The 19,110-nt window shown below is 60.5% G+C and carries 20 protein-coding genes; 10 read left to right on the top strand and 10 right to left on the bottom strand.

All coding sequences use genetic code 11. From position 1 onward, the window contains the following. The first annotated feature begins 231 nt into the window (after positions 1 to 231). Positions 232 to 2,124 (top strand): monovalent cation:proton antiporter-2 (CPA2) family protein, encoded by a 1,893-nt coding sequence (locus tag VWY75_RS04795; protein WP_340544786.1) that lies wholly within the window; start codon positions 232 to 234, stop codon positions 2,122 to 2,124. A gap of 29 nt (positions 2,125 to 2,153) precedes the next feature. Here VWY75_RS04795 and cobT read toward each other — a convergent pair whose 3' ends face one another. Next, positions 2,154 to 3,170 (bottom strand): nicotinate-nucleotide--dimethylbenzimidazole phosphoribosyltransferase, encoded by a 1,017-nt coding sequence (gene cobT / locus VWY75_RS04790; RefSeq protein WP_340544785.1) that lies wholly within the window; start codon positions 3,168 to 3,170, stop codon positions 2,154 to 2,156. Positions 3,171 to 3,269: 99 nt separating this feature from the next. Between cobT and VWY75_RS04785 the strand changes: the two genes are divergently transcribed. Further along, on the top strand, positions 3,270 to 4,028 hold the full coding sequence (locus tag VWY75_RS04785; RefSeq protein WP_416539245.1) for an adenosylcobinamide-GDP ribazoletransferase: 759 nt from the start codon (positions 3,270 to 3,272) through the stop codon (positions 4,026 to 4,028). 20 nt (positions 4,029 to 4,048) lie between these two features. Here the strand turns inward: VWY75_RS04785 and VWY75_RS04780 are convergent, their stop codons facing one another. The 6 genes from VWY75_RS04780 to VWY75_RS04755 all read right to left on the bottom strand — a co-directional run bounded on the left by VWY75_RS04780 (position 4,049) and on the right by VWY75_RS04755 (position 10,292). Beyond that, the gene (locus tag VWY75_RS04780) at positions 4,049 to 4,822 is read right to left on the bottom strand and encodes an ion channel (RefSeq protein WP_340544783.1); all 774 of its coding nucleotides are present in this window, start codon (positions 4,820 to 4,822) and stop codon (positions 4,049 to 4,051) included. 180 nt (positions 4,823 to 5,002) lie between these two features. Continuing rightward, positions 5,003 to 5,512: a CarD family transcriptional regulator gene (locus VWY75_RS04775; protein WP_340544782.1), complete on the bottom strand. Its 510-nt coding sequence runs from the start codon at positions 5,510 to 5,512 to the stop codon at positions 5,003 to 5,005. A 364-nt stretch (positions 5,513 to 5,876) separates the two neighbouring features. Continuing rightward, a complete protein-coding gene (fdxA, locus tag VWY75_RS04770) occupies positions 5,877 to 6,215 on the bottom strand; it encodes a ferredoxin FdxA (protein WP_008559821.1) in 339 nt (112 codons plus the stop codon). 63 nt (positions 6,216 to 6,278) lie between these two features. Continuing rightward, positions 6,279 to 6,653 (bottom strand): RNA-binding S4 domain-containing protein, encoded by a 375-nt coding sequence (locus VWY75_RS04765; RefSeq protein ID WP_416539244.1) that lies wholly within the window; start codon positions 6,651 to 6,653, stop codon positions 6,279 to 6,281. A 19-nt stretch (positions 6,654 to 6,672) separates the two neighbouring features. Beyond that, a complete protein-coding gene (locus tag VWY75_RS04760) occupies positions 6,673 to 9,681 on the bottom strand; it encodes a helicase-related protein (RefSeq protein WP_416539243.1) in 3,009 nt (1,002 codons plus the stop codon). Between the two features lie 41 nt (positions 9,682 to 9,722). Then, a complete protein-coding gene (locus VWY75_RS04755; protein ID WP_416534725.1) occupies positions 9,723 to 10,292 on the bottom strand; it encodes a tetratricopeptide repeat protein in 570 nt (189 codons plus the stop codon). Between the two features lie 97 nt (positions 10,293 to 10,389). Here VWY75_RS04755 and VWY75_RS04750 point away from each other — a divergent pair, with 97 nt between their 5' ends. The 6 genes from VWY75_RS04750 (at position 10,390) to VWY75_RS04725 (ending at position 14,719) form a co-directional block, all read left to right on the top strand. Beyond that, a complete protein-coding gene (locus VWY75_RS04750) occupies positions 10,390 to 10,677 on the top strand; it encodes an SCP2 sterol-binding domain-containing protein (RefSeq protein ID WP_340544777.1) in 288 nt (95 codons plus the stop codon). Continuing rightward, complete coding sequence (locus tag VWY75_RS04745; RefSeq protein WP_340544776.1) at positions 10,677 to 11,639, top strand: alpha/beta hydrolase; 963 nt, start codon at positions 10,677 to 10,679, stop codon at positions 11,637 to 11,639. Before VWY75_RS04750 ends, VWY75_RS04745 begins: the two co-directional genes overlap by 1 nt. A gap of 162 nt (positions 11,640 to 11,801) precedes the next feature. Further along, complete coding sequence (locus tag VWY75_RS04740; protein ID WP_416539242.1) at positions 11,802 to 13,646, top strand: M3 family oligoendopeptidase; 1,845 nt, start codon at positions 11,802 to 11,804, stop codon at positions 13,644 to 13,646. After that, positions 13,643 to 13,837, top strand: a complete 195-nt coding sequence (locus VWY75_RS04735) for a hypothetical protein (RefSeq protein ID WP_416539241.1) — start codon at positions 13,643 to 13,645, stop codon at positions 13,835 to 13,837. Before VWY75_RS04740 ends, VWY75_RS04735 begins: the two co-directional genes overlap by 4 nt. Positions 13,838 to 13,888: 51 nt before the next feature. After that, the gene (locus VWY75_RS04730) at positions 13,889 to 14,125 is read left to right on the top strand and encodes a hypothetical protein (RefSeq protein ID WP_416539240.1); all 237 of its coding nucleotides are present in this window, start codon (positions 13,889 to 13,891) and stop codon (positions 14,123 to 14,125) included. Positions 14,126 to 14,257: 132 nt separating this feature from the next. Then, entirely contained in the window at positions 14,258 to 14,719 is a 462-nt protein-coding gene (locus tag VWY75_RS04725; RefSeq protein ID WP_340544773.1) for a DUF995 domain-containing protein, read from the top strand. 162 nt (positions 14,720 to 14,881) lie between these two features. Here VWY75_RS04725 and VWY75_RS04720 read toward each other — a convergent pair whose 3' ends face one another. Further along, positions 14,882 to 16,003 carry a serine/threonine protein kinase gene (locus VWY75_RS04720; RefSeq protein ID WP_416538453.1) on the bottom strand — a complete coding sequence of 374 codons (1,122 nt, stop codon included), beginning with the start codon at positions 16,001 to 16,003 and terminating at the stop codon, positions 14,882 to 14,884. A gap of 201 nt (positions 16,004 to 16,204) precedes the next feature. Continuing rightward, positions 16,205 to 16,474: a DksA/TraR family C4-type zinc finger protein gene (locus VWY75_RS04715; protein ID WP_340544771.1), complete on the bottom strand. Its 270-nt coding sequence runs from the start codon at positions 16,472 to 16,474 to the stop codon at positions 16,205 to 16,207. Positions 16,475 to 16,740: 266 nt separating this feature from the next. On the opposite strand from VWY75_RS04715, the gene VWY75_RS04710 reads away from it, so the two are divergent. Beyond that, the gene (locus tag VWY75_RS04710; RefSeq protein WP_416538452.1) at positions 16,741 to 17,355 is read left to right on the top strand and encodes a glutathione S-transferase family protein; all 615 of its coding nucleotides are present in this window, start codon (positions 16,741 to 16,743) and stop codon (positions 17,353 to 17,355) included. 62 nt (positions 17,356 to 17,417) lie between these two features. Continuing rightward, complete coding sequence (locus tag VWY75_RS04705) at positions 17,418 to 18,014, top strand: SDR family oxidoreductase (protein WP_416538451.1); 597 nt, start codon at positions 17,418 to 17,420, stop codon at positions 18,012 to 18,014. A gap of 31 nt (positions 18,015 to 18,045) precedes the next feature. Here VWY75_RS04705 and VWY75_RS04700 read toward each other — a convergent pair whose 3' ends face one another. Continuing rightward, positions 18,046 to 19,107 (bottom strand): ABC transporter ATP-binding protein, encoded by a 1,062-nt coding sequence (locus VWY75_RS04700; protein WP_416538450.1) that lies wholly within the window; start codon positions 19,105 to 19,107, stop codon positions 18,046 to 18,048. Between the last annotated feature and the right edge of the window lie 3 nt (positions 19,108 to 19,110).

Genomic DNA, 19,110 nt, shown 5'->3' with positions numbered 1-19,110 from the left:
ACGCGGCTCATTCTTTCGCATGGCGCTTTCGCGCGCCTGACCGGGGGCGCTCCTTGCTTTGGAGCGCCTCCGGGGTTCGTTGATCCCTCCGCATTTTGACATCCACGGCTGTGTCCCTGCCCGGTCTCCTGATCGGTGGTGTGAAAGGCCGACCGGCGGCAACGCTCCGCTATCGGGACGGCGGCATGTTAGACGTTGCCAACACGCCCTACGCTTGCGATATCAAAGCCTATGGACGCATTTCTTTATCAGGCGACAATTTACCTAGCAGCCGCTGTAATTGCGGTGCCCATCGCGGCGCGGTTGGGCCTCGGTTCCGTGCTTGGCTATCTGGCGGCCGGGATCATCATCGGACCGGTTTTTGGCTTCGTCGGAAGCGAAGCAGAAGACCTGCGGCATTTCGCCGAATTCGGCGTCGTCATGATGCTGTTCCTGATCGGATTGGAGCTTGAGCCGCGCGCGCTTTGGGCAATGCGGAACAAACTGCTTGGCCTTGGGGGATTACAGATCCTTCTCAGCACCGTGGCCCTGATGGGCGCGGCCATGCTGGCGGGGGAGACCTGGCAGGTCAGCCTGGCCGTTGGTCTGGCGCTCTCGCTCTCGTCAACTGCGATCGTCTTGCAGACCCTCTCGGAGAAAGGCCTGATGCGTACTGGCGGCGGGCGGGCGACATTCTCGGTGCTGCTGACACAGGATATCGCAGTCATCCCGATTCTTGCACTGCTGCCCCTGCTCGCTGCCCAGCATGGCGCTCAGATCATTGGCGATGGATCCATTGCGCGCAGCGCCGAGGAAGCCCATGCGGCCTCCGGCCACGCAACGCTTTCTCTGGTCGAAGGGCTGCCCGGCTGGGCCGTGACGCTGGTCACCATTGGCGCGATTGCGTCCATTGTGCTGGCCGGTGTCTATCTTGCCCGCCCGGTCTTCCGCTTCATCCACGCATCGAATCTACGGGAGATGTACACCGCCCTGGCGCTGATGATCGTCGTCGGCATTTCCTTCCTGATGACGCTGGTTGGTCTCTCGCCTGCGCTTGGCGCCTTTCTGGCCGGGGTTGTTCTGGCCAACAGCGAATTTCGCCATGAACTCGAAAGCGATCTCAACCCTTTCAAAGGGCTGCTGCTGGGGCTGTTCTTCATCACGGTCGGGGCTGGCATCAACTACCGCCTGTTCCTGGCCGAGCCGGGCGATCTGATCGGCCTTGCGCTTCTCGTCATCCTTGCAAAAGGCATAGTGCTTTATTTTGTCGGCAAGGCCTTCGGCCTGAAGAAACGAAATCACTGGCTGTTTACGCTGGGCCTTGCACAGGCGGGGGAGTTTGGCTTTGTCCTGCTGGCATTTTCGCGGCAACTCAATGTCGTTCCGCCCGAGCTGTCGGAAAAGCTGCTTCTGGTGATTGCATTGTCGATGCTGATCACCCCGCTTCTGTTCATCCTCTATGACGTGCTGTCGAAATACAGCAAGGACAACCCCAAGGAACAGGCCGCCGACGAAATCGACGAAGAAGGTCCCGTCATCATAGCGGGGATTGGCCGCTTTGGTCAGATTGTCAATCGTCTGGTGCGCGCCAGCGGGTTCAACACGGTTGTGCTCGATAGCAATATGGCCTCGGTACAGCTGATGCGCCGGTTCGGGGTCAAGAGCTTCCTCGGCGATCCGACCCGGCCAGAGCTGCTAAAAGCCGCGGGGATTGCCAAGGCCAAGGTTCTGGTTGTCGCACTGGATGATCGCGAGGCCGCGCTGAGGCTGGTCGCCCATGCCCGTCGCGGCCATCCGGAGCTGCATATCGTTGCGCGCGCCTTCGACCGCAACCACGTGTTTGAGCTCTATAAGGCGGGGGCGAATGATATCGTCCGCGAGATGTTCGACAGCTCGCTTCGCGCGGGGCGCTACGTTCTGGAGCAGATCGGCCTAAGCGAATATGAGGCCGCACAGGCTGAACAGACCTTTTATGCGCATGACCGCCATACTGTGCGGGAACTGGCTAGCCTCTGGATCCCGGGCACGCCGGCCAGTGAAAACCCAGCCTACATCGCCCGCGCCCGCGAGTTGGAAAAAGATCTGGAAACAGCCCTACTGGAGCTTGCCGAAGCCAAGAAGTCCACTGACCAGAAGTCAGCCTGAGCGCCGATCCTGCGCCGTCGCGCCCTGGCCTAGCTGACGGAGACGCCCGCCTCTTCAAATGTCGCCATACCGCTGTGGCAGGCAACGGCGGCCCGCAGGACCTGGATCGCCAAAGCCGCACCCGATCCCTCGCCAAGGCGCAGGTCAAGCGAGAGAAACGGCGGCTTGCCCAGGTGGGTCAACAGCGCGGCATGGGCGCTTTCGGCGCTCTGGTGACCCGCGACCGCATGATCCAGCGCCGCCGGATGGGTCCGCATCAGGCACGCCGCGGCGGCACAGCAGATAAAGCCATCAAGAATAACCGGGATACGCATCATGCGGGCCGCAGTCATCGCCCCGGCCATGGCTGCAATCTCACGCCCGCCCAAACGGCGCAGCGCCTCGACACCGTCGGTGATGGCAGGGCCATGCAAGGCCACTCCTTCGGCCACGACCCGGGTTTTGTTGGCAAGCCCGGTATCATCAATACCGGTCCCCCGGCCGGTCCAATCCGCAGCGTCGCCGCCAAACAGCGCGCAGGCCAGCGCGGCGGCGGGAGTCGTATTGCCGATGCCCATTTCGCCGACAACAAGCAAATCCGCAGCCGGATCCACCGACTTCCACCCGGTCTGAAGCGCGCTGAGCAGCTCGACGCTGTCCATGGCGGCGCCTTTGGTAAAATCCTGAGTCGGTTTTTCAAGATCAAGGCTGTGAACATCCAGCCGGGCGCCTGCCAGCTTGGCCAGCTGATTGATCGCCGCGCCGCCGTGTTTGAAGTTCGCGACCATCTGCGCTGTCACTTCACTGGGAAAGGCAGACACCCCCTGCTCCACAATCCCGTGGTTGCCGGCAAAGACGATCACCTGCGGCGCGCGGATCACCGGACGCTCGCTTCCGCGCCAGCTGCCGTACCAGATTGCCAGATCCTCAAGCCGCCCCAGCGAACCGGGCGGTTTGGTCAGTTGACTGTTGCGCTCGGCGGCAGCGGTCTCAGCCTGTTCGTCCACCCCCGGGGCCTGCGCAAGCTGCGCACGAAAGTGATCAAGCGAAAAGAGCGGTGACAGCATTGAAAGCCTCATTGCATCGAAGGGGTCGTCGCAGGTAAAGCGGATCATCCGTATGTACCCGTTCATCTTGACACCGCAAGCCCTCTGTGAGGCCCGCAAATGCGAAAAAACGACATATCTGGCATAGATTTTCTACTCGTGTTGATCTTGTTGACACGTTTGCCGATGCCAAAGTTGCAAAAACAACAGTTTGCGCGCCATGCGCACGCGGTCTGGGCCTTCCCCTTTGCCGGGGTTGCCGTTGCGGTACCTGCCTGCATTCTGTCGATGATGGCGCTGGCCTTCGGGCTCAGCCCGATGGTCGCGGCGGGGATTGCGCTGCTGACGCAGACGGTGCTGACCGGGGCGATGCATGAGGACGGGCTGGCCGATACAGCTGATGGGTTCTGGGGTGGCTTCACACGGGAGCGGCGGCTGGAGATCATGAAGGACAGCCATATCGGCACCTATGGCGTTCTGGCCCTGATCCTGAGCGTTGGCCTGCGCTGGATGGCGTACGCCAGCATTCTGGCGGCGGCCGCCCCCTGGGCCCTACTGTCTGTTGCAATGCTGAGCCGGGCCATGATGCCACTGGTCATGGCCGCGCTTGCGAATGCGCGCGGCTCGGGTCTGTCATCCTCCGTCGGCCGACCGCCTTGGCGTGCCTGCGGGCTGGGGCTGGCGATTGCGGGTCTGGTGGCGCTGCTGATACTGGGCTGGTCAGGCTGGGGCGTATTGCTGGCCATGCTTGCCGCGACAGCCGTGATCGCGGCAACCGCGCGTACCAAGATTCGCGGACAAACCGGGGATGTGCTGGGGGCGACGCAACAGCTGAGCGAGCTTTCCGGGTTGCTGGTCCTTGCGGCGGCGCTTGGCTGAACAGCCACGCCTGGTTCCGGTCACTCCACCCCGCTGGTGCGGATTTTCAGCTGCCCGCCGCAATGTTTACAATGCACCGCGTCGATATCGTGGCGCGTCAATCCGCATTGGCTGCAGGTGTAGCGCACCCGCTGGGGGTTAAAGATCGCCTGCGCCAGCCGCACGAACAAAGTCACCCCCACAACCATGACAAAAACCGAAAATGTCTTGCCAGCTGGTGTGGCCATGGTGATGTCGCCGAAGCCGGTCGTGGTCAGTGTCGCCACGGTAAAATACAGCGCGTCAATGTAAGGATAATCGCTGCCGGATGTATCCATGAAGAACACAAGAGCCGTCATCGAGGTTGCGAAGACAAAGATGAAGAGGTTGATCCCCGCGATGATTGCATCTTCATGGCGGCGGAAGAACCGGCTGTCGCGCCGCAGGTCCTGTAGCAGATGATAGGAGTGGATCAGCCGTAGCCCTCGCAGGATACGTAGGAAAGCCAGCCCTCCCGGCAGGATCGTCTCCAGCAGCAGTGAGATCAGCACCACAATGTCGGCCAGCGTATAGATGCGCCAGAGCAGTTTGCGGCGGTTGCCGCTGATCCAGAACCGCGCCGCCAGATCCAAAGCGATGACGACACCGGCCATCCAGCTCAGCCCGATCAGCCAGGGACCATGGGGAATATGGGCCGTCGACATGAAGAATAGAATTGTAACCGCATCAAATCCGATCAGCCCGTAGCGAAACCGGACCGACGCACTGTCGGTCCCGCGATAGAGATCGGTCAGGCGAGTCTTTAGGTCCGTCATGGTGTTCTCTGCTCGTTTTTTGGGTCTTGGCTCGATGTGTCACACACGAACGCCGTCACGATCCACATGTCAGCGCCTAAAGCATAGCGCAAAAACGAAAAAGGCCACGCCCTGGAGCGCGGCCTAGGTTTCTTTGTTCGTATATCCGATGGATCGGACCCTGCGGCGATCAGATCTGGATCAGGCCGCGCGGGAGGTCAGCACCTCGTCCACCTGCTTGGCGGCGGAGATTTCGTCACCACCTGAAACCGCCGCAACCTCGCGCGTCAGACGCTCAAGTGCCGCTTCATAGAGCTGACGCTCGGAATAGCTTTGTTCACGCTGGTCATCGGTGCGGTGCAGGTCACGGACCACTTCAGCAATGGAGATCAGGTCACCGGAATTGATCTTCTGCTCATACTCCTGGGCGCGACGCGACCACATGGCGCGTTTGACTTTCGCCTTGCCTTTGAGCGTGGTCATGGCTTTGGCGATCACATCGGGGGAGCTGAGCGACCGCATGCCGATTTCGGTGGCTTTATTGGTCGGCACCCGCAGTGTCATCTTGTCCTTCTCAAAGGTGATCACAAACAGTTCCAGCGTGAAGCCGGCCACTTCCTGCTCTTCGATCGAGATGATCTGGCCAACGCCATGGGCAGGGTACACTACATAGTCGTCAGGGCGGAATTCAGGCTTCTTCGATTTAGTCATACAGGTCTTTCCTCGCTCTGTGCCGACCTTCGGGTCGGCTGGGCTGCCACACATCTACGCGCGCGGTGATCCGAATACCCGCACCCACAGAAATGCCGCAGAAAAACCGCCATAGGACCCGTGCGTCGCAGGGCGCACAGTCAAGGCGGACATCCGTGGTTGGTCATTTACTGAAAGAGTATATCATATTTTCTGCCCCACAAAAAGGCAGCGCTCCGTGAAACATCATGGTCCCAATGGATCCAGACCCGAAAAATGCCATAAAACGGCGGGTCTCAGGTGCGGCCCGTTCCCGGACCGCGCAGTCTTGCAAAGGTGAGTCGCGAAGCAACCAGCCAGCTGGAGCCGCAGACACCTGCTGTTATCAGCCGCCTTCGCCGGGAGCTTCGGAGAAGTACTTCTCCAACTTGCCTTCTTCTCCGTCGCGTTCCTCTGCATCTGGCAGCGGATCTTTCTTGGAGACGATGACCGGCCACATTTCGGAGTATTTCCGATTGAACTCAACCCATTTGTCCATATCCGGCTCGGTATCCGGGCGGATCGCATCGGCGGGGCATTCCGGTTCGCAGACGCCGCAGTCGATACATTCATCCGGGTGAATCACCAGGGTATTCTCGCCCTCGTAGAAACAATCGACCGGACAGACTTCGACGCAGTCGGTGTATTTGCAGGCGATGCAGTTATCCGTAACGACATAAGTCATGGTGGCCGAGTCCCGTAGCTGTTTGGCTTGTAGCTAATTCACCCGAGCGCCGGCTTCAAGATGTCAAAACGCGCCATCCCGGCGACTAAGATCAAGCGCCCTGCGCTCTTTCTTATCCGGGCGACCTTTTCCTTCGTAGCGCGGATTACGCGGCACGGGGTCCTGTTTTTCGGTCAAATCAAAGTACAGCGCCTGTGCCTCTGGAGCAGGTCCGCGCCGTGTTCCAAGTGCTTCGACCCGGACGGTCCGGATGATGCGCCCTTGAGGGAAGGTCAGAACGTCCCCAAGAGAGACGTTCTGAGCCGGTTTTGCAATCTTGTTGCCATTGAGACGGAGATGGCCCGCGCTGATCATCTTGGCGGACAGGCTACGGGTCTTGAAGAACCGCGCCTGCCACAACCATTTGTCGATCCTGATCTTTTCAGAGACCTGCTTCATCCATGGCACCAGCAGCCGATCAATCGGATTGTTTCAGTCCCATCAGCGCCGCTGCAAAGGGATTGTCGGGATCAATCTGCTTTTCCTTCTTCGGCGGTCGGGCCGAATAGGTTTTGCTGCCCTGATCCTGACGGCCACCCTTCTTGCCGGGCTTGCCATCGCGGCCAGGCTTGCCGCCTCGTGGTTTGCCCTTGCCGCGCGCAGCGTCGCCGCCACGCTTTGCGCCGCTCTCGCCAGCGTCCTGACCGCGACGGCCACCGCCGCGGTGTCCGCCCGTCTTCCGGGCGCGCCCCCAGGTGAAGGTGTAGAACACCTCCATCTCAAGCTCGTCGACATTGGCATCGGCAGCTTCGCCAACCGGGGTCTCGATCTCGGCGGTCTCGGGGATCGGATCAACAGCTGCCGGGTCGGCCATGGTTTCTGCAACCGGTGCCACCCCTGCGTCCTCAATCGCCGCAACATCAGCCGGAACATCAGCTGGCGCGTCTGCATCAGCGGTAACTGTTTCCGTAACGGCAGCGGTATCGGTCTCATCCGGGGCGGCGGCAGGCGTGTTTTCAACCTGTTGCGCCGCGTCCATCACCGGGATATCCGCATCAGGCATGCTGGTTTCGGTGACCACGGTGTCAACCGCCTTGGCCTTGACCCGCTCGCCCTTGTCGGCCTGATAGCCAAGCCCCTGCATCAAATCTGCAAACTGCTCCAGCGTCATGCCGGTGATCGACAGCATGTCGGCCTTGGCCTCGAACCCGCCACGGCTGTCTTCAGCGCGCAGCATGTCTGCAAGACGTTCGAGCATGTCGATACGGATCATGCGTTCGCCCGCGTTGCGATACCCGCACATGGTATCATAGCCCTGCGGAGCATCCTTGATCACAGGAACGGTCACCAGACCGGCAGGCGGTGCATCGGGGAATTCGCCAAGACCCTCGGACAGAGCCCAGAGCACCAGCCGCAGGCGGGTCGGCGCCGGCTTCAGAAGCAGCGGCATGAAGATGGTGAACTGGCCAAAGCGGATGCCATGTTTGCGCAACGCGCCACGTGCATCCTGGTCCAGATCTTTCACTTCCTGCGCGACACTGCCGCGCGGCAGCAGACCCAGACCCTCGACCATGCGGAAGGCAAAGCCACGGGCCAGGCCGGTCAGCTCCTCGTCGCGCTGCAGGTTGAGCAGCGGCTCAAACAGCGCGTTGATCTTGCGTGAGATGAAATGTTGCAGGCGGCGTTCGACCTTCTGGGCCACATCTGGGCCCGCAGTATCGTCGACAAACACCTCGATGCGCGGATTCAGCGGGTCAGCGCCGGCCACCAATTTGCCGACAGCATATTCACCCCACATCAGGCCGCCCTGATCGGTAAAATCAATTTCGGTATCCGGCGCGTTGTAAAAACGGTCAGCCCGGAGATGGAAATGCGGTGCGAGTGCTTGCAGGGAGGCGGATTTCAACGCCTTTGCCTCGGCGCCTTGTGCGCCCTTGTCCGGAGAGAACCGGAACCCTTCAAGACGACCAACGAATTCACCTTCGACGGTCACTTCACCCTTATCATTCACTTCGGCCAAAAGGGCCTCCTTCTGTTTGAGCCGGCGCAAAAGCACGGATGTGCGCCGGTCCACAAATCGCTGAGTCAGACGTTCGTGCAAGGCGTCCGACAATCTGTCTTCTACAGCGCGCGTCTCCCCGCGCCAATGACTTTCATCACGGACCCAGCCGTTCCTTTGTGCGACATAGGTCCATGTTCGTATAAAGGCCAAACGTTTCGACAATGCGTCAATGTCGCCATCAACCCGATCAATCCGTTTGACCTGCCGCGCCAGCCAGTCGTCCGGGACAACGCCTGAGTCGTGCAAATACTGGAACAAAACGCCCAAGAGCCCCGAATGTTCCGATTGCGAGATACCGCGAAAATCCGGGATGCGACAGATATCCCAGAGCAATCGTACCGAGGGCGCGTTGGTTGTGCGCGCCAGAATTTCATCCTGCTGGGACAACGATTTCAAGGCGATAAGATCGTCCGCTTCGCGGGCGCGGATCAGGTTCTGATCGTCAGGCGCTGATTCGAGAGAGCGGATCAGTGCCTCTACCGTGCCGAATTGCAGCGCCGAGGAACGCCAGTTCAATTTCTTCAACGGCGTGAACCGGTGTTCCATGATCGCCTGCGCGACGCCATCCTCCAGCGGCGGGGCATCGCCGGTAACCCCAAAGCTGCCGTGACTCATCCCGCGCCCTGCCCGCCCCGCGATCTGGGCCAGTTCATTCGGGGCCAATTGCCGCATCCGGCGACCGTCAAATTTGCTGAGCGACGAAAAGGCGACGTGATCGATATCCAGATTGAGACCCATGCCGATGGCATCGGTCGCGACCAGATAGTCCACCTCGCCATTCTGGTAGAGCTCGACCTGGGCGTTGCGGGTCCGGGGGCTGAGCGCGCCCATCACAACGGCTGCCCCGCCCTTCTGTCGGCGCAACAGTTCGGCGATGGCATAGACATTGTCGATGGAGAACCCGACGATAGCGGTGCGCGCAGGCATCCGGCTGAGCTTCTTGGATCCGGCATAGACCAGATCCGAAAGCCGTTCGCGGCGCATAAACTGCACGCCCGGAACCAACGCAGCAATCGGCCCGCGCATGGTGTCAGCGCCAAGAAACAGCGTCTCATGAGTACCACGCGCCCTTAGCAGACGGTCGGTAAAGACATGGCCCCGTTCCGGGTCGGCGCAGAGCTGGATTTCATCCACCGCAAGGAAATCGCAGCCCATCCCCTCGGGCATCGCCTCAACTGTGCAGATCCAATATTGTGCGCGCGGCGGCACGATACGCTCTTCACCGGTAATCAGTGCCACCACCGACGGGCCACGGGCGGCGACGACCTTGTCATAGACCTCGCGCGCCAGAAGCCGCAACGGGAATCCCATGACACCCGTGCGATGCCCCAGCATACGTTCAATCGCATAGTGCGTCTTGCCGGTATTGGTCGGCCCCAAAACCGCCAGGACCCTGGCGCTCCCGGAACTCTGCATGCCTGTCATGATATTGCCCTCAACGCCCGAACCGAGCTCAACTGTCCGCCCTAAAGCTCTTTGCCCTCGACTTCGGTCTTCAGCCGGTCGAGCGCGCTGGTTATCGCCTCGTGGTGCGGATGTATAGCCTGCGCCCTTTTATAGGCCTCATAGGCGTTTTGCGGGTCATTGAACTGTTCGAACATCGCCCCCAGCGCAAAAATCGCATTGTAGTCGTTGGGGTTCAGCATCAGCGTCTGCTCCAGATCGGCCACGGCAGGGCCATAGAGGCCCGCGGTGAAATACGCCCGTGCGCGCTCGTACCAGCCCATGGCAAATTCTGGCGCATGATCGGTCAGCGCGGTCAGATGCTCGATGGCAATGCGGGTATCGCCGCGGTCCAGCGCATCCTTGCCACGTTTCAAAAGCAGGTCCATCGCAGGTGAGCCGCTACTGTTCCAGAGCGCCTGCAGGGATCTGTCCAGACCGATGGCTTCCTGCGGGTCGGCATCGGACAAAGCGGCCAGCAGGTCCGCCTCGCCCTGAACCTCCTGAGCGTGACCTTGCAAAGGCACGGAAAACAGGACTGTCAAAGACGTTGCCGCCACGATAGCTTTGAGATTGGAGAATTTTGCAACCATGATGGGTTAAGTGTAACCGCGCAGCCTGCGTTTTCCAGAGTGGGAAGGACATCCTTCACATAAATTTGCAGGCTGCGGACCAAAATGAGGACTGAACATGAGCGAAACGCTGACCCAAGCAGCAGAAACGCTGAACGCAAAGATGGATGGTGGCTTTGACGGCTCCGCCAAATTCGACATCACCGGCATGGGCACCATCATGCTGGATCAGAACGGGGCCCGCGTCGCCGACGAAGAGGCAGAGGTCACCATGACCGCCGACGCAGAGACGTTTCAGTCCATCATCGAGGGTGAACTGAACCCGACCACGGCATTCATGAGCGGCAAGCTGACCATCGACGGTGACATGGGCACCGCGATGAAACTGGCATCGGCGATGGCCTGATGGACGCGCGCCCGATGGATCTGACCCCCGCTCCCTTCTTTGCCGATATCGCGCGAGGACCAGACGGCGGGCAGGCCCATTGGGTGAGCACCAGCGATGGCCTGCGCATCCGCGTGGGCCATTGGCGCCCTGCGGGCGCTGAGAAGGGCACGTTGCTGCTGTTTCCCGGGCGCACCGAATATATCGAAAAATACGGCGGAGCTGCCCAGGATCTGGCAAGCCGAGGCTATGCAACGCTGGCAATCGACTGGCGCGGCCAGGGGCTGGCGGACAGGATGCTGCCGGAGCGGCTTCTGGGTCACGTCGTCGCCTTTCGCGATTTTCAGAAAGACGTCCAAGCGGCGGTCGAGCTGGCCGATCGGCTCGCTCTGCCGAAACCATGGTTCGTCCTCGGCCATTCTATGGGCGGCGCCATTGGTCTGCGCGCAGTCATGGAAGGGCTTCCGGTCAAAGCCTGCATTTTTTCCGCGCCGATGTGGGGAATTCAGATCCCGCCCGCGCTGCGGCCCGTGGCGCGGCTGCTCAGTTCTATGGGTGACCGGTTCGGCATCGGCGCAATGCGGACCCCGACGACAACCCTAGCCCCATATGTGCAGGCCAGCCCGTTCGAGGGCAATTCGCTCACCAATGATCCTGAGATGTACCGCCTGATGCAGGATCAGCTTGCGGCACAGCCCGATCTGTCGCTTGGCGGGCCGACCGTCCGATGGCTGGGCGAAAGCCTGCGAGAATGTGCAGCCCTTGCGAAAATGCCCTCACCCGCACTGCCCTGCATCACCTTCCTCGGCACACAGGAACAGATCGTCAATACGGCAGCCATTCATGACCGGATGGCGCGCTGGCCGGGGGGCGAACTGGATCTGGTCGAGGGCGCGCAGCATGAGGTGATGATGGAAGGGGCTGAAACCCGCCGCGCCATTTTTGACAAGATCACCCGTTTGTTCGATCAATACGCAGACTAGGTTCACCCCGGACAGGCTGACGCGATCAGCGTTCTTAAAATCTCGCGCGCAGTGCCCCCTGCCCGGCCAATAAATCGCCGCCCGACGCGGGCCGCTTGCTTGTGATCCCCAGCCCTCGCGCTTAGATGTCGGAGAAGACACACAACAGCCCGAGGTGCCCTGATGTTCAACGCTCCCTTCCTTGACCGCGACCTGATGCGAGACGCCAACGCCAATGATGCGGGCGGTGCCGGGCCGGATGGGCTGGGCAATCTGCCTGAATGGGATCTGAGCGACCTCTACACCTCTGAGGATGCGGCAGAGCTGGATCGCGACCTCAACTGGCTGGAGAAAGAATGCGCCAGTTTCGCCAGTGACTACGAAGGCAAACTGGCCGATCTGGATGCCGACGGTCTGCTGGCCTGCGTCTTGCGCAACGAGAAGATCAACGCCATCGCCGGGCGGATCATGTCCTTTGCTGGTCTGCGCTATTATCAGCTGACCACCGATGCCGGTCGCGCCAAATTCATGTCCGACATGCAGGAGAAGGTAACGATCTTCACCACGCCGCTGGTGTTCTTCTCGCTTGAAATCAACCGGATTGAAGACGCGGCACTGGAGGCCCATTTCGCCGCCAACAGCGATCTCGCCCGCTACAAACCGATTTTTGACCGTATTCGCGCGATGAAGCCTTATCAGCTGTCTGACGAGCTGGAGAAATTCCTGCATGATCTGGGCGTTGTAGGCGACGCCTGGGAGCGGCTTTTTGACGAAACGATTGCTGGCCTCACCTTCACCGTTGACGGCGAAGAGTTGAACATCGAAGGCACGCTGAACCTGTTGACCGAACAAGACCGCACCAAGCGGGAAGCCGCGGCGCGCGAACTTGCCCGGGTGTTCTCCGACAACATCAAGATCTTTGCCCGTGTCCACAATACCCAGGCCAAGGAAAAGGAAATCCTGGACCGCTGGCGCGGGATGCCCTCTCCGCAGATGGGACGCCATCTCTCCAACCACGTCGAGCCGGAGGTCGTCGAGGCCCTGCGCGAAGCTGTGGTGGCCGCCTACCCCAAGCTGTCGCATCGCTATTACGAGCTGAAGCGCAAATGGCTGGGGCTGGACCGGATGCAGGTCTGGGACCGCAATGCGCCGCTGCCAATGGAGACCTCCCGCACCGTCAAATGGGAGGAGGCACGCAAGATGGTGATGGATGCCTATAGCGCTTTTGATCCGCGCATGGGCGATCTGGCAGAGCCGTTCTTTGACAAGGGCTGGATCGACGCCGCCGTGAAACCGGGCAAGGCGCCGGGGGCATTTGCTCACCCGACCGTCACCGATGTGCACCCCTATGTGATGCTGAACTACCTCGGCAAACCGCGCGATGTGATGACGCTCGCGCATGAGCTGGGCCACGGCGTGCATCAGGTACTTGCAGCCGAGCAGGGCGAAATGCTGTCGTCAACGCCGCTGACGCTGGCGGAAACCGCATCTGTATTCGGCGAGATGCTGACCTTCCGCAAGATGCTGGAAAACGCCAAGGACCAGAACGAGCGCAAGATCCTCTTGGCAGGCAAGGTCGAGGACATGATCAACACGGTCGTGCGCCAGATCGCGTTCTATGACTTTGAATGCAAATTGCATGCCGCCCGCGCCGAAGGCGAGCTGACCCCTGATGACATCAACGCGCTGTGGATGTCGGTACAGGCCGAGAGCCTTGGTGAAGCCTTTGATTTCATGGAGGGCTACGAGACCTTCTGGACCTACGTACCGCATTTTGTCCACTCCCCCTTCTACGTCTACGCCTATGCTTTTGGCGACGGGCTGGTGAACGCGCTCTATTCCGTCTACGCCGAGGGGGCCGAAGGGTTCGAGGACAAGTATTTCGACATGCTGAAAGCAGGCGGCTCCAAACACCACAAGGAACTTTTGGCGCCCTTTGGCCTGGATGCCTCTGATCCCACCTTCTGGGACAAGGGCCTAAGCATGATCTCCGAGATGATTGATGAGCTGGAAGCGATGGAGGGGTGAAGCCCATTACCCTGCGCTCGGTGGCGTGCAGCGAGTTTGATCTGGTCACCCATATAAGTGTGGAACCGGATCAGGTCCGCTTCTCTGGCACCGTGTCGCAGGCCTTTGAAGAAGACGAGGACGGCGTGGATTTTCACGCCATTCTCGACGGCATCCGCGCGGTCGGGTTCTTGAAGATCGACCGCCTTTAACACGAAACCTATGTTTTCGCCTCGGCAGATGAGCTGGGCCTGCGCGCGCTTATGAACGACCGCGGCGCGCAGGGTAAAGGTTATGCCCCCACAGCCGTCTCTGCTTTACCGAGCAATCTGCCGACCCAGTACCCGGCCCGCCATGCGGTGGTGCTAACGGTGAATTTGCAAAACTCTCCGGCGGTTCGCTGCTATCTGAAAGGCGGGTTTCAGGACACCGGCGGCATCTATCCCCATGGCCTTGCCGACCCCCGGCACATCCTGCGGATGGCCCTACCGCGCGAATAAACCATCATCAATCGCCGCCAGGTGGCGGTCACCCCAGGCAGCAAAAGCCTTTACACTCCTGGAACCGCACTGTCGGATTTTCGGACAATTTATGGTATAGTTTCGCCGTTCACCAGTTTGAGGGGATGAGTAATGTTTATTTTCAAAAAAATTTGTGTTTTGGCGATTGTGTCAGCCCTGGCAGCGACGCCGGTTTTCGCAGCGGGCCCTGACCGGAAAAACCGCGTAAGCGGACAAACGGTTGTCGAGCTTTATTCCGGCAAGACATGGATCTGGAGCAAAGGGGGCTCGTATTGGGCGCCTGACGGGAGCTTCCAAGCCGTTTGGGAAGACAGCGTTGGCTTGGGGAAATGGTACGCAACCTCAAAGGGTCAGCTGTGCTATGAGGCGCTCTGGTACAGCAGCGAAGGCGGGTCCGGGGATCAGAACAAAGAATGCTTCCGCCATGTAGCAGACAGCAAGGGCCAGCTGTGGAAGTACAGCGACAAGGACCAATCATGGTATAAGCCGACGAAGGAGTTCGCCGAACGCGTGAAGCCCGGGAACAAGATCTCGTCACAGGTCCGCAAGCTGCGCAAGAAATACGGCATCTGACAGCCTCAGACAGCGAGCCGGACCGACTGAGTAGCTACGGTTAGCAACGCATGCGAAACTGGTCCGCAGGATACCTGCACTGGAGACCTGCTCCCGGTAGACAAGTACGGCCAAGATTAACCGTCGAAGAGTGGCGCGCCGTAGCTGACGGCGCGCCACTGCTCACTGATGCGGGAAGTAATCTTCGCAGTCGCCGTCGCGGTAGACATCTGCCGTACAGCAGTGCAACCCGCCGCCAAAGGCATAGGCGTCGCGCAACTCGACCTCGACCACCTCCATGCCCAGCTTGTCCATCTGCTCGGCCTGATAGACCTCGGATTTCTCGACACAGACGGTTTTGGGGTCCAGCACCAGGACGTTCATGCTGAGCCATGTGGAAGAATAACACAGTGGCGGCGGGGTGTTATGGGCGGGCTGCGCCGCATCAACGATGTCCCAGCCGTTCTTGTTGAACATCTCGCGCTGCTCTTCCGGCAGACGGCGCTGCGGGTTGTTCAGGATCAGGCCCGGGCGCAGCGGCGTGAACGTTGCGTCGATGTGGATCGGGTACGGGTCACCCGGGAAGTTAACCGTATGCACCCTGTGGTCGGGGAAGTGGCGGCGCAGCCACTCAATGCCCTTGAGGTTCGTTGTGAAGCCGTGCTGCACCACCAGATCCTTGCCAAAGCGCAACACGTCGGCGGCATCAAACAGCGGCTCTTCCTCGGTGGTGACAAAGAATTTCTCCGCCGCCCATTCCAGCCGCTTGGCCACGCCGATCTTCTCGCTGAGGTAATCCGGGTGGTAGCCTGCGTCCGTGAGGCGCGGCTTGGGGGCGGCTTCGTGGCGGAACCTGGGGTCTTCTTCCCAGTACTTCTGCAAAAGCGGGCGGTAGTTCAGGTATTCGAACCAGCGGCAGCGGTAGGACATCGTCGCTTCCAGCATCTCATGGCCGACAGTCAGCAGCACGTCACGCGGCGGCATGCAGCCGAACTGGCTGTCGGTGTGGAAGTCCGGGGTGGTTACCGGCTGGGAATGATCAATCGAAACCGGCCGGTCCACCCGGATGCCGCGGTTCTGCAGCTGGCTGGCGAAATTGTCCAAAAGCTCATTGGCACGGTCGATGGTTTCCTGCGGGCGGCGGCCCCACTGGCCGCGCATGTCGCTGTCTTCCGGCACCTTGGCATCCAGCGCGGGCTCTTCCGGCGGGATGTGGCAATCATCGGCACGGCCCACGATCACATGGCGCAGCGTGTCCCATTCATTCCAGCTTTTGACTTCAGTTTTTTCCGGCGACCAGGCCATGGATGCCTCCCTTGATCTCGGGAGGCAAAGGCGGGGCCTTCAATCTCCCGATTGAAAGTCCCGGCGTACAGGAGCGTGGTTTTGGGCCAGAGCAGTCTGCCTGCGGCGACGCCATCGCCTGTGAGCCCGGCTCGGGATATAGCATCCGCAGATGGCGCGGGGAAGATACTTCGGCGCGATCAAGCCGGCGAAAGGACCATGTTACTTCAGCTGGCTGTCCTTGGAGCCGCGCCGATTGATTCCGCCACGCGCCTGCTGGGCGCCGTCGCGTTCCTGCTGACACTCGATACAGAGTTTGACGCCAGGGATCGCCTTACGCCGCGGTTCGGGGATCGGCTCCTCGCAATCGGCGCAATGTGTCAGGCTTTCACCGACCGGAGCGCGCCTCGACCTGAGACGCGCCAGCTCGTCACTGATTGACGCTTCGATCTGTTCACTCACCGCACCATCGCGGGTCCATCCTCCGGCCATGCTGTTTCTCCTCCTGTCCTGCGATCTGCTGGTTTCGTCCTGCTGCACCCTTGGTTGCGAAACGCCCTCGGCACCGCTCGGGTTCCGGTATCCGCCGGATCGCAGTCTACAATGCGGGCGCTTTATCGGGAACGAAATCGCGATCCGGGCTGTTGAGTATTCGACGACGGCACCGATGCCGTCTTTCTTTTGTGACCGCGCATCACTGGCATGACAAGTATCTGAGCCGAGCGCGGAATTGACCGACTCTGAAGGAGACGCCGCTCATGCTGAAGATCCACTGCCTCGCCTACTCCCGCGCAATTCGCCTGATCTGGCTGATGGAAGACCTCGGGCAACCCTATGATGTCACAACCTACGACCGCACGGATAACTTCAGGGCGCCTGAAAGCCTTGCCAAGATTCATCCGCTCGGCAAATCGCCTGTGATTGAGGACGCCGACATGAAGATAGCGGAATCGGCGACCTGCCTGCGGTATCTTTCTGATCGCTATGGTGACAGCCGCCATCAACCAGCTCCGGGGACAGCAGACGCATTGCGCCACGACGAGCTGCTCGACTACGTCGAGAGCTCCTTTGCCGACGTTGCGATGGGCGTGCTCCTGCCGGCCCTGAAGGGAGAGGATGCTGGCGATGAGGCCAAGAAAGCTCTGGACCTGCATCTGGACTACATCGCCCAGCAGCTTCCTGAAACGGGCTTGCTGTTTGGCGATCAGGCCGCGCTCGCCGATATCCAGTTCTCGTACATCCTCGCCAATCTGGCGGCGATTGGCGCGCTGAAGGATGCGCCGCGCGTCGCGTGCTACTGGACCGATCTGCAGGCACAGGATGGCTACAAGGCCGCAGTGGCGAAGGTGGGACCGATGGCCCCGTCGTTCTGACCCGTGGCCCCGCTGTGTCCCCCCAATTGTCCCAATCCCATTATCGAAATGAGGAGACCGTTATGAAAGTTCTTGTCGCAGGTGCTACTGGCAATACAGGCCGCCGGGTGGTGGAAAAACTTCAGCGCCTGGGCCATCAGCCCATCGCATTGATCCGGGAGGGGTCGGATACCAGCACGCTTCCACCCGGGACTGGCACGCGGCGCGGCGACCTTACCGACCTGCCTACGGATGTCTGCGAGGGGTGCGACGGTGTGATCTTTGCAGCAGGATCTGGCGGCGACACCTCTCGCGAAATGACGGACAAGGTTGATCGTGATGGCGCGAAGGCGCTTGTGGATCTTGCAAAATCATCGGGCGTGACCCGGTTTGTCATGCTTAGTTCGATAGGAGCCGGCGATCCCGATCCCGAAAGCGAACTTGCCCATTACCTGCAGGCCAAACACGACGCGGATGTTTATCTGGAACAGTCGGGACTGGATTACGCGATCCTGCGCCCAGTACGTCTGACTGATGGCGACGGCAGCGGAGACCTGCTGTTCGGCGAGCAGGTCGATCCCGAAGGCGTCGCCGCACGAGGCGATGTCGCCGCAACCCTCGCAGATGCCGTCAGCAACCCGGCATGGTCGGGAAAGACAAAGCGGATGCAGTCACTGTAGCCGCGGACCATCGCTGACAGCCCTCCTCCTTCTAGCGCAGACGCAGCTCTGTCGTCCCGTCAAAGAAATAGGCGTCAGCATCGTCAAAATCCAAGGCGACGGCGCTTCCTTCGGGCAGCGCCTCGTCCCCCCGTGTTTCGACAATGATCTTCTCTCCTGTTGGGGTGCGTAGATAGTCGTAGGACACACCGCCCAGCCGCTCGCGCAGATCAAGGATCAGATCGCTGTCACGGGCGACGACAGAGAGATGCTGCGGGCGCAATCCCACAAGGACCGATGCACCCTCTTCAGGCAGCGTGACAGAGGCCGCGATCCGGCGGCCGCCAAGAGCGGGTACGGCGACCGCGCCGCCGGAAACGGTCGCTTGAAGGAAATTCATGCTCGGCGAGCCGATAAACCCCGCGACGAAGCGGTTGTCGGGATCGGCGTATAGCTTCATCGGGCTGCCAACCTGTTCGACGCGACCGGCCCGAAGCACGACGATCTTGTCTGCCAGCGTCATCGCCTCCACCTGATCATGGGTCACATAGATCATGGTGGCGCCAATTTCCTTGTGTAGCCGAGCGATCTCGACCCGCATATCCACGCGCAGCTCGGCATCGAGATTTGACAGCGGCTCATCGAAGAGAAAGACATCCGGCCCGCGCACGATCGCACGTCCGATGGCGACGCGCTGGCGCTGCCCGCCCGACAGCGCCTTGGGTTTGCGTTTAAGGTATTGATCCAGCTTCAGGATCCGGCTGGCCTCTGCCACCTTTTCCCGGATCGCATCCTTGGGATGACCGGTCATCTTAAGCCCGAACCCCATATTATCCTCAACCGTCATATGCGGATATAGCGCGTAGGACTGGAAAACCATCGCGACCCCACGGTCAGCCGCATCCAGTCGTGTGACATCCCGCTCACCGATATGGATGCTGCCGCTGCTGGTCTCCTCCAGCCCGGCGATCATCCGCAGCAGCGTCGACTTTCCGCACCCGGATGGGCCGACAAAGACGCAGAACTCACCGTCCTCAATGGTGAGGTCCACGTCGTGGATCACCTGAACGTCACCATATTTCTTGACGGCCTTGGCCAGAGTGACCCCTGTCATGTG

It is taken from the genome of Phaeobacter sp. JH20_08 (assembly GCF_048056635.1).
GTDB classification, from domain to species: Bacteria; Pseudomonadota; Alphaproteobacteria; order Rhodobacterales; family Rhodobacteraceae; genus Phaeobacter; species Phaeobacter bryozoorum.
Note: the sequence above shows the minus strand (reverse complement) of the source record. Positions and strands in the feature narration are given on the sequence as shown.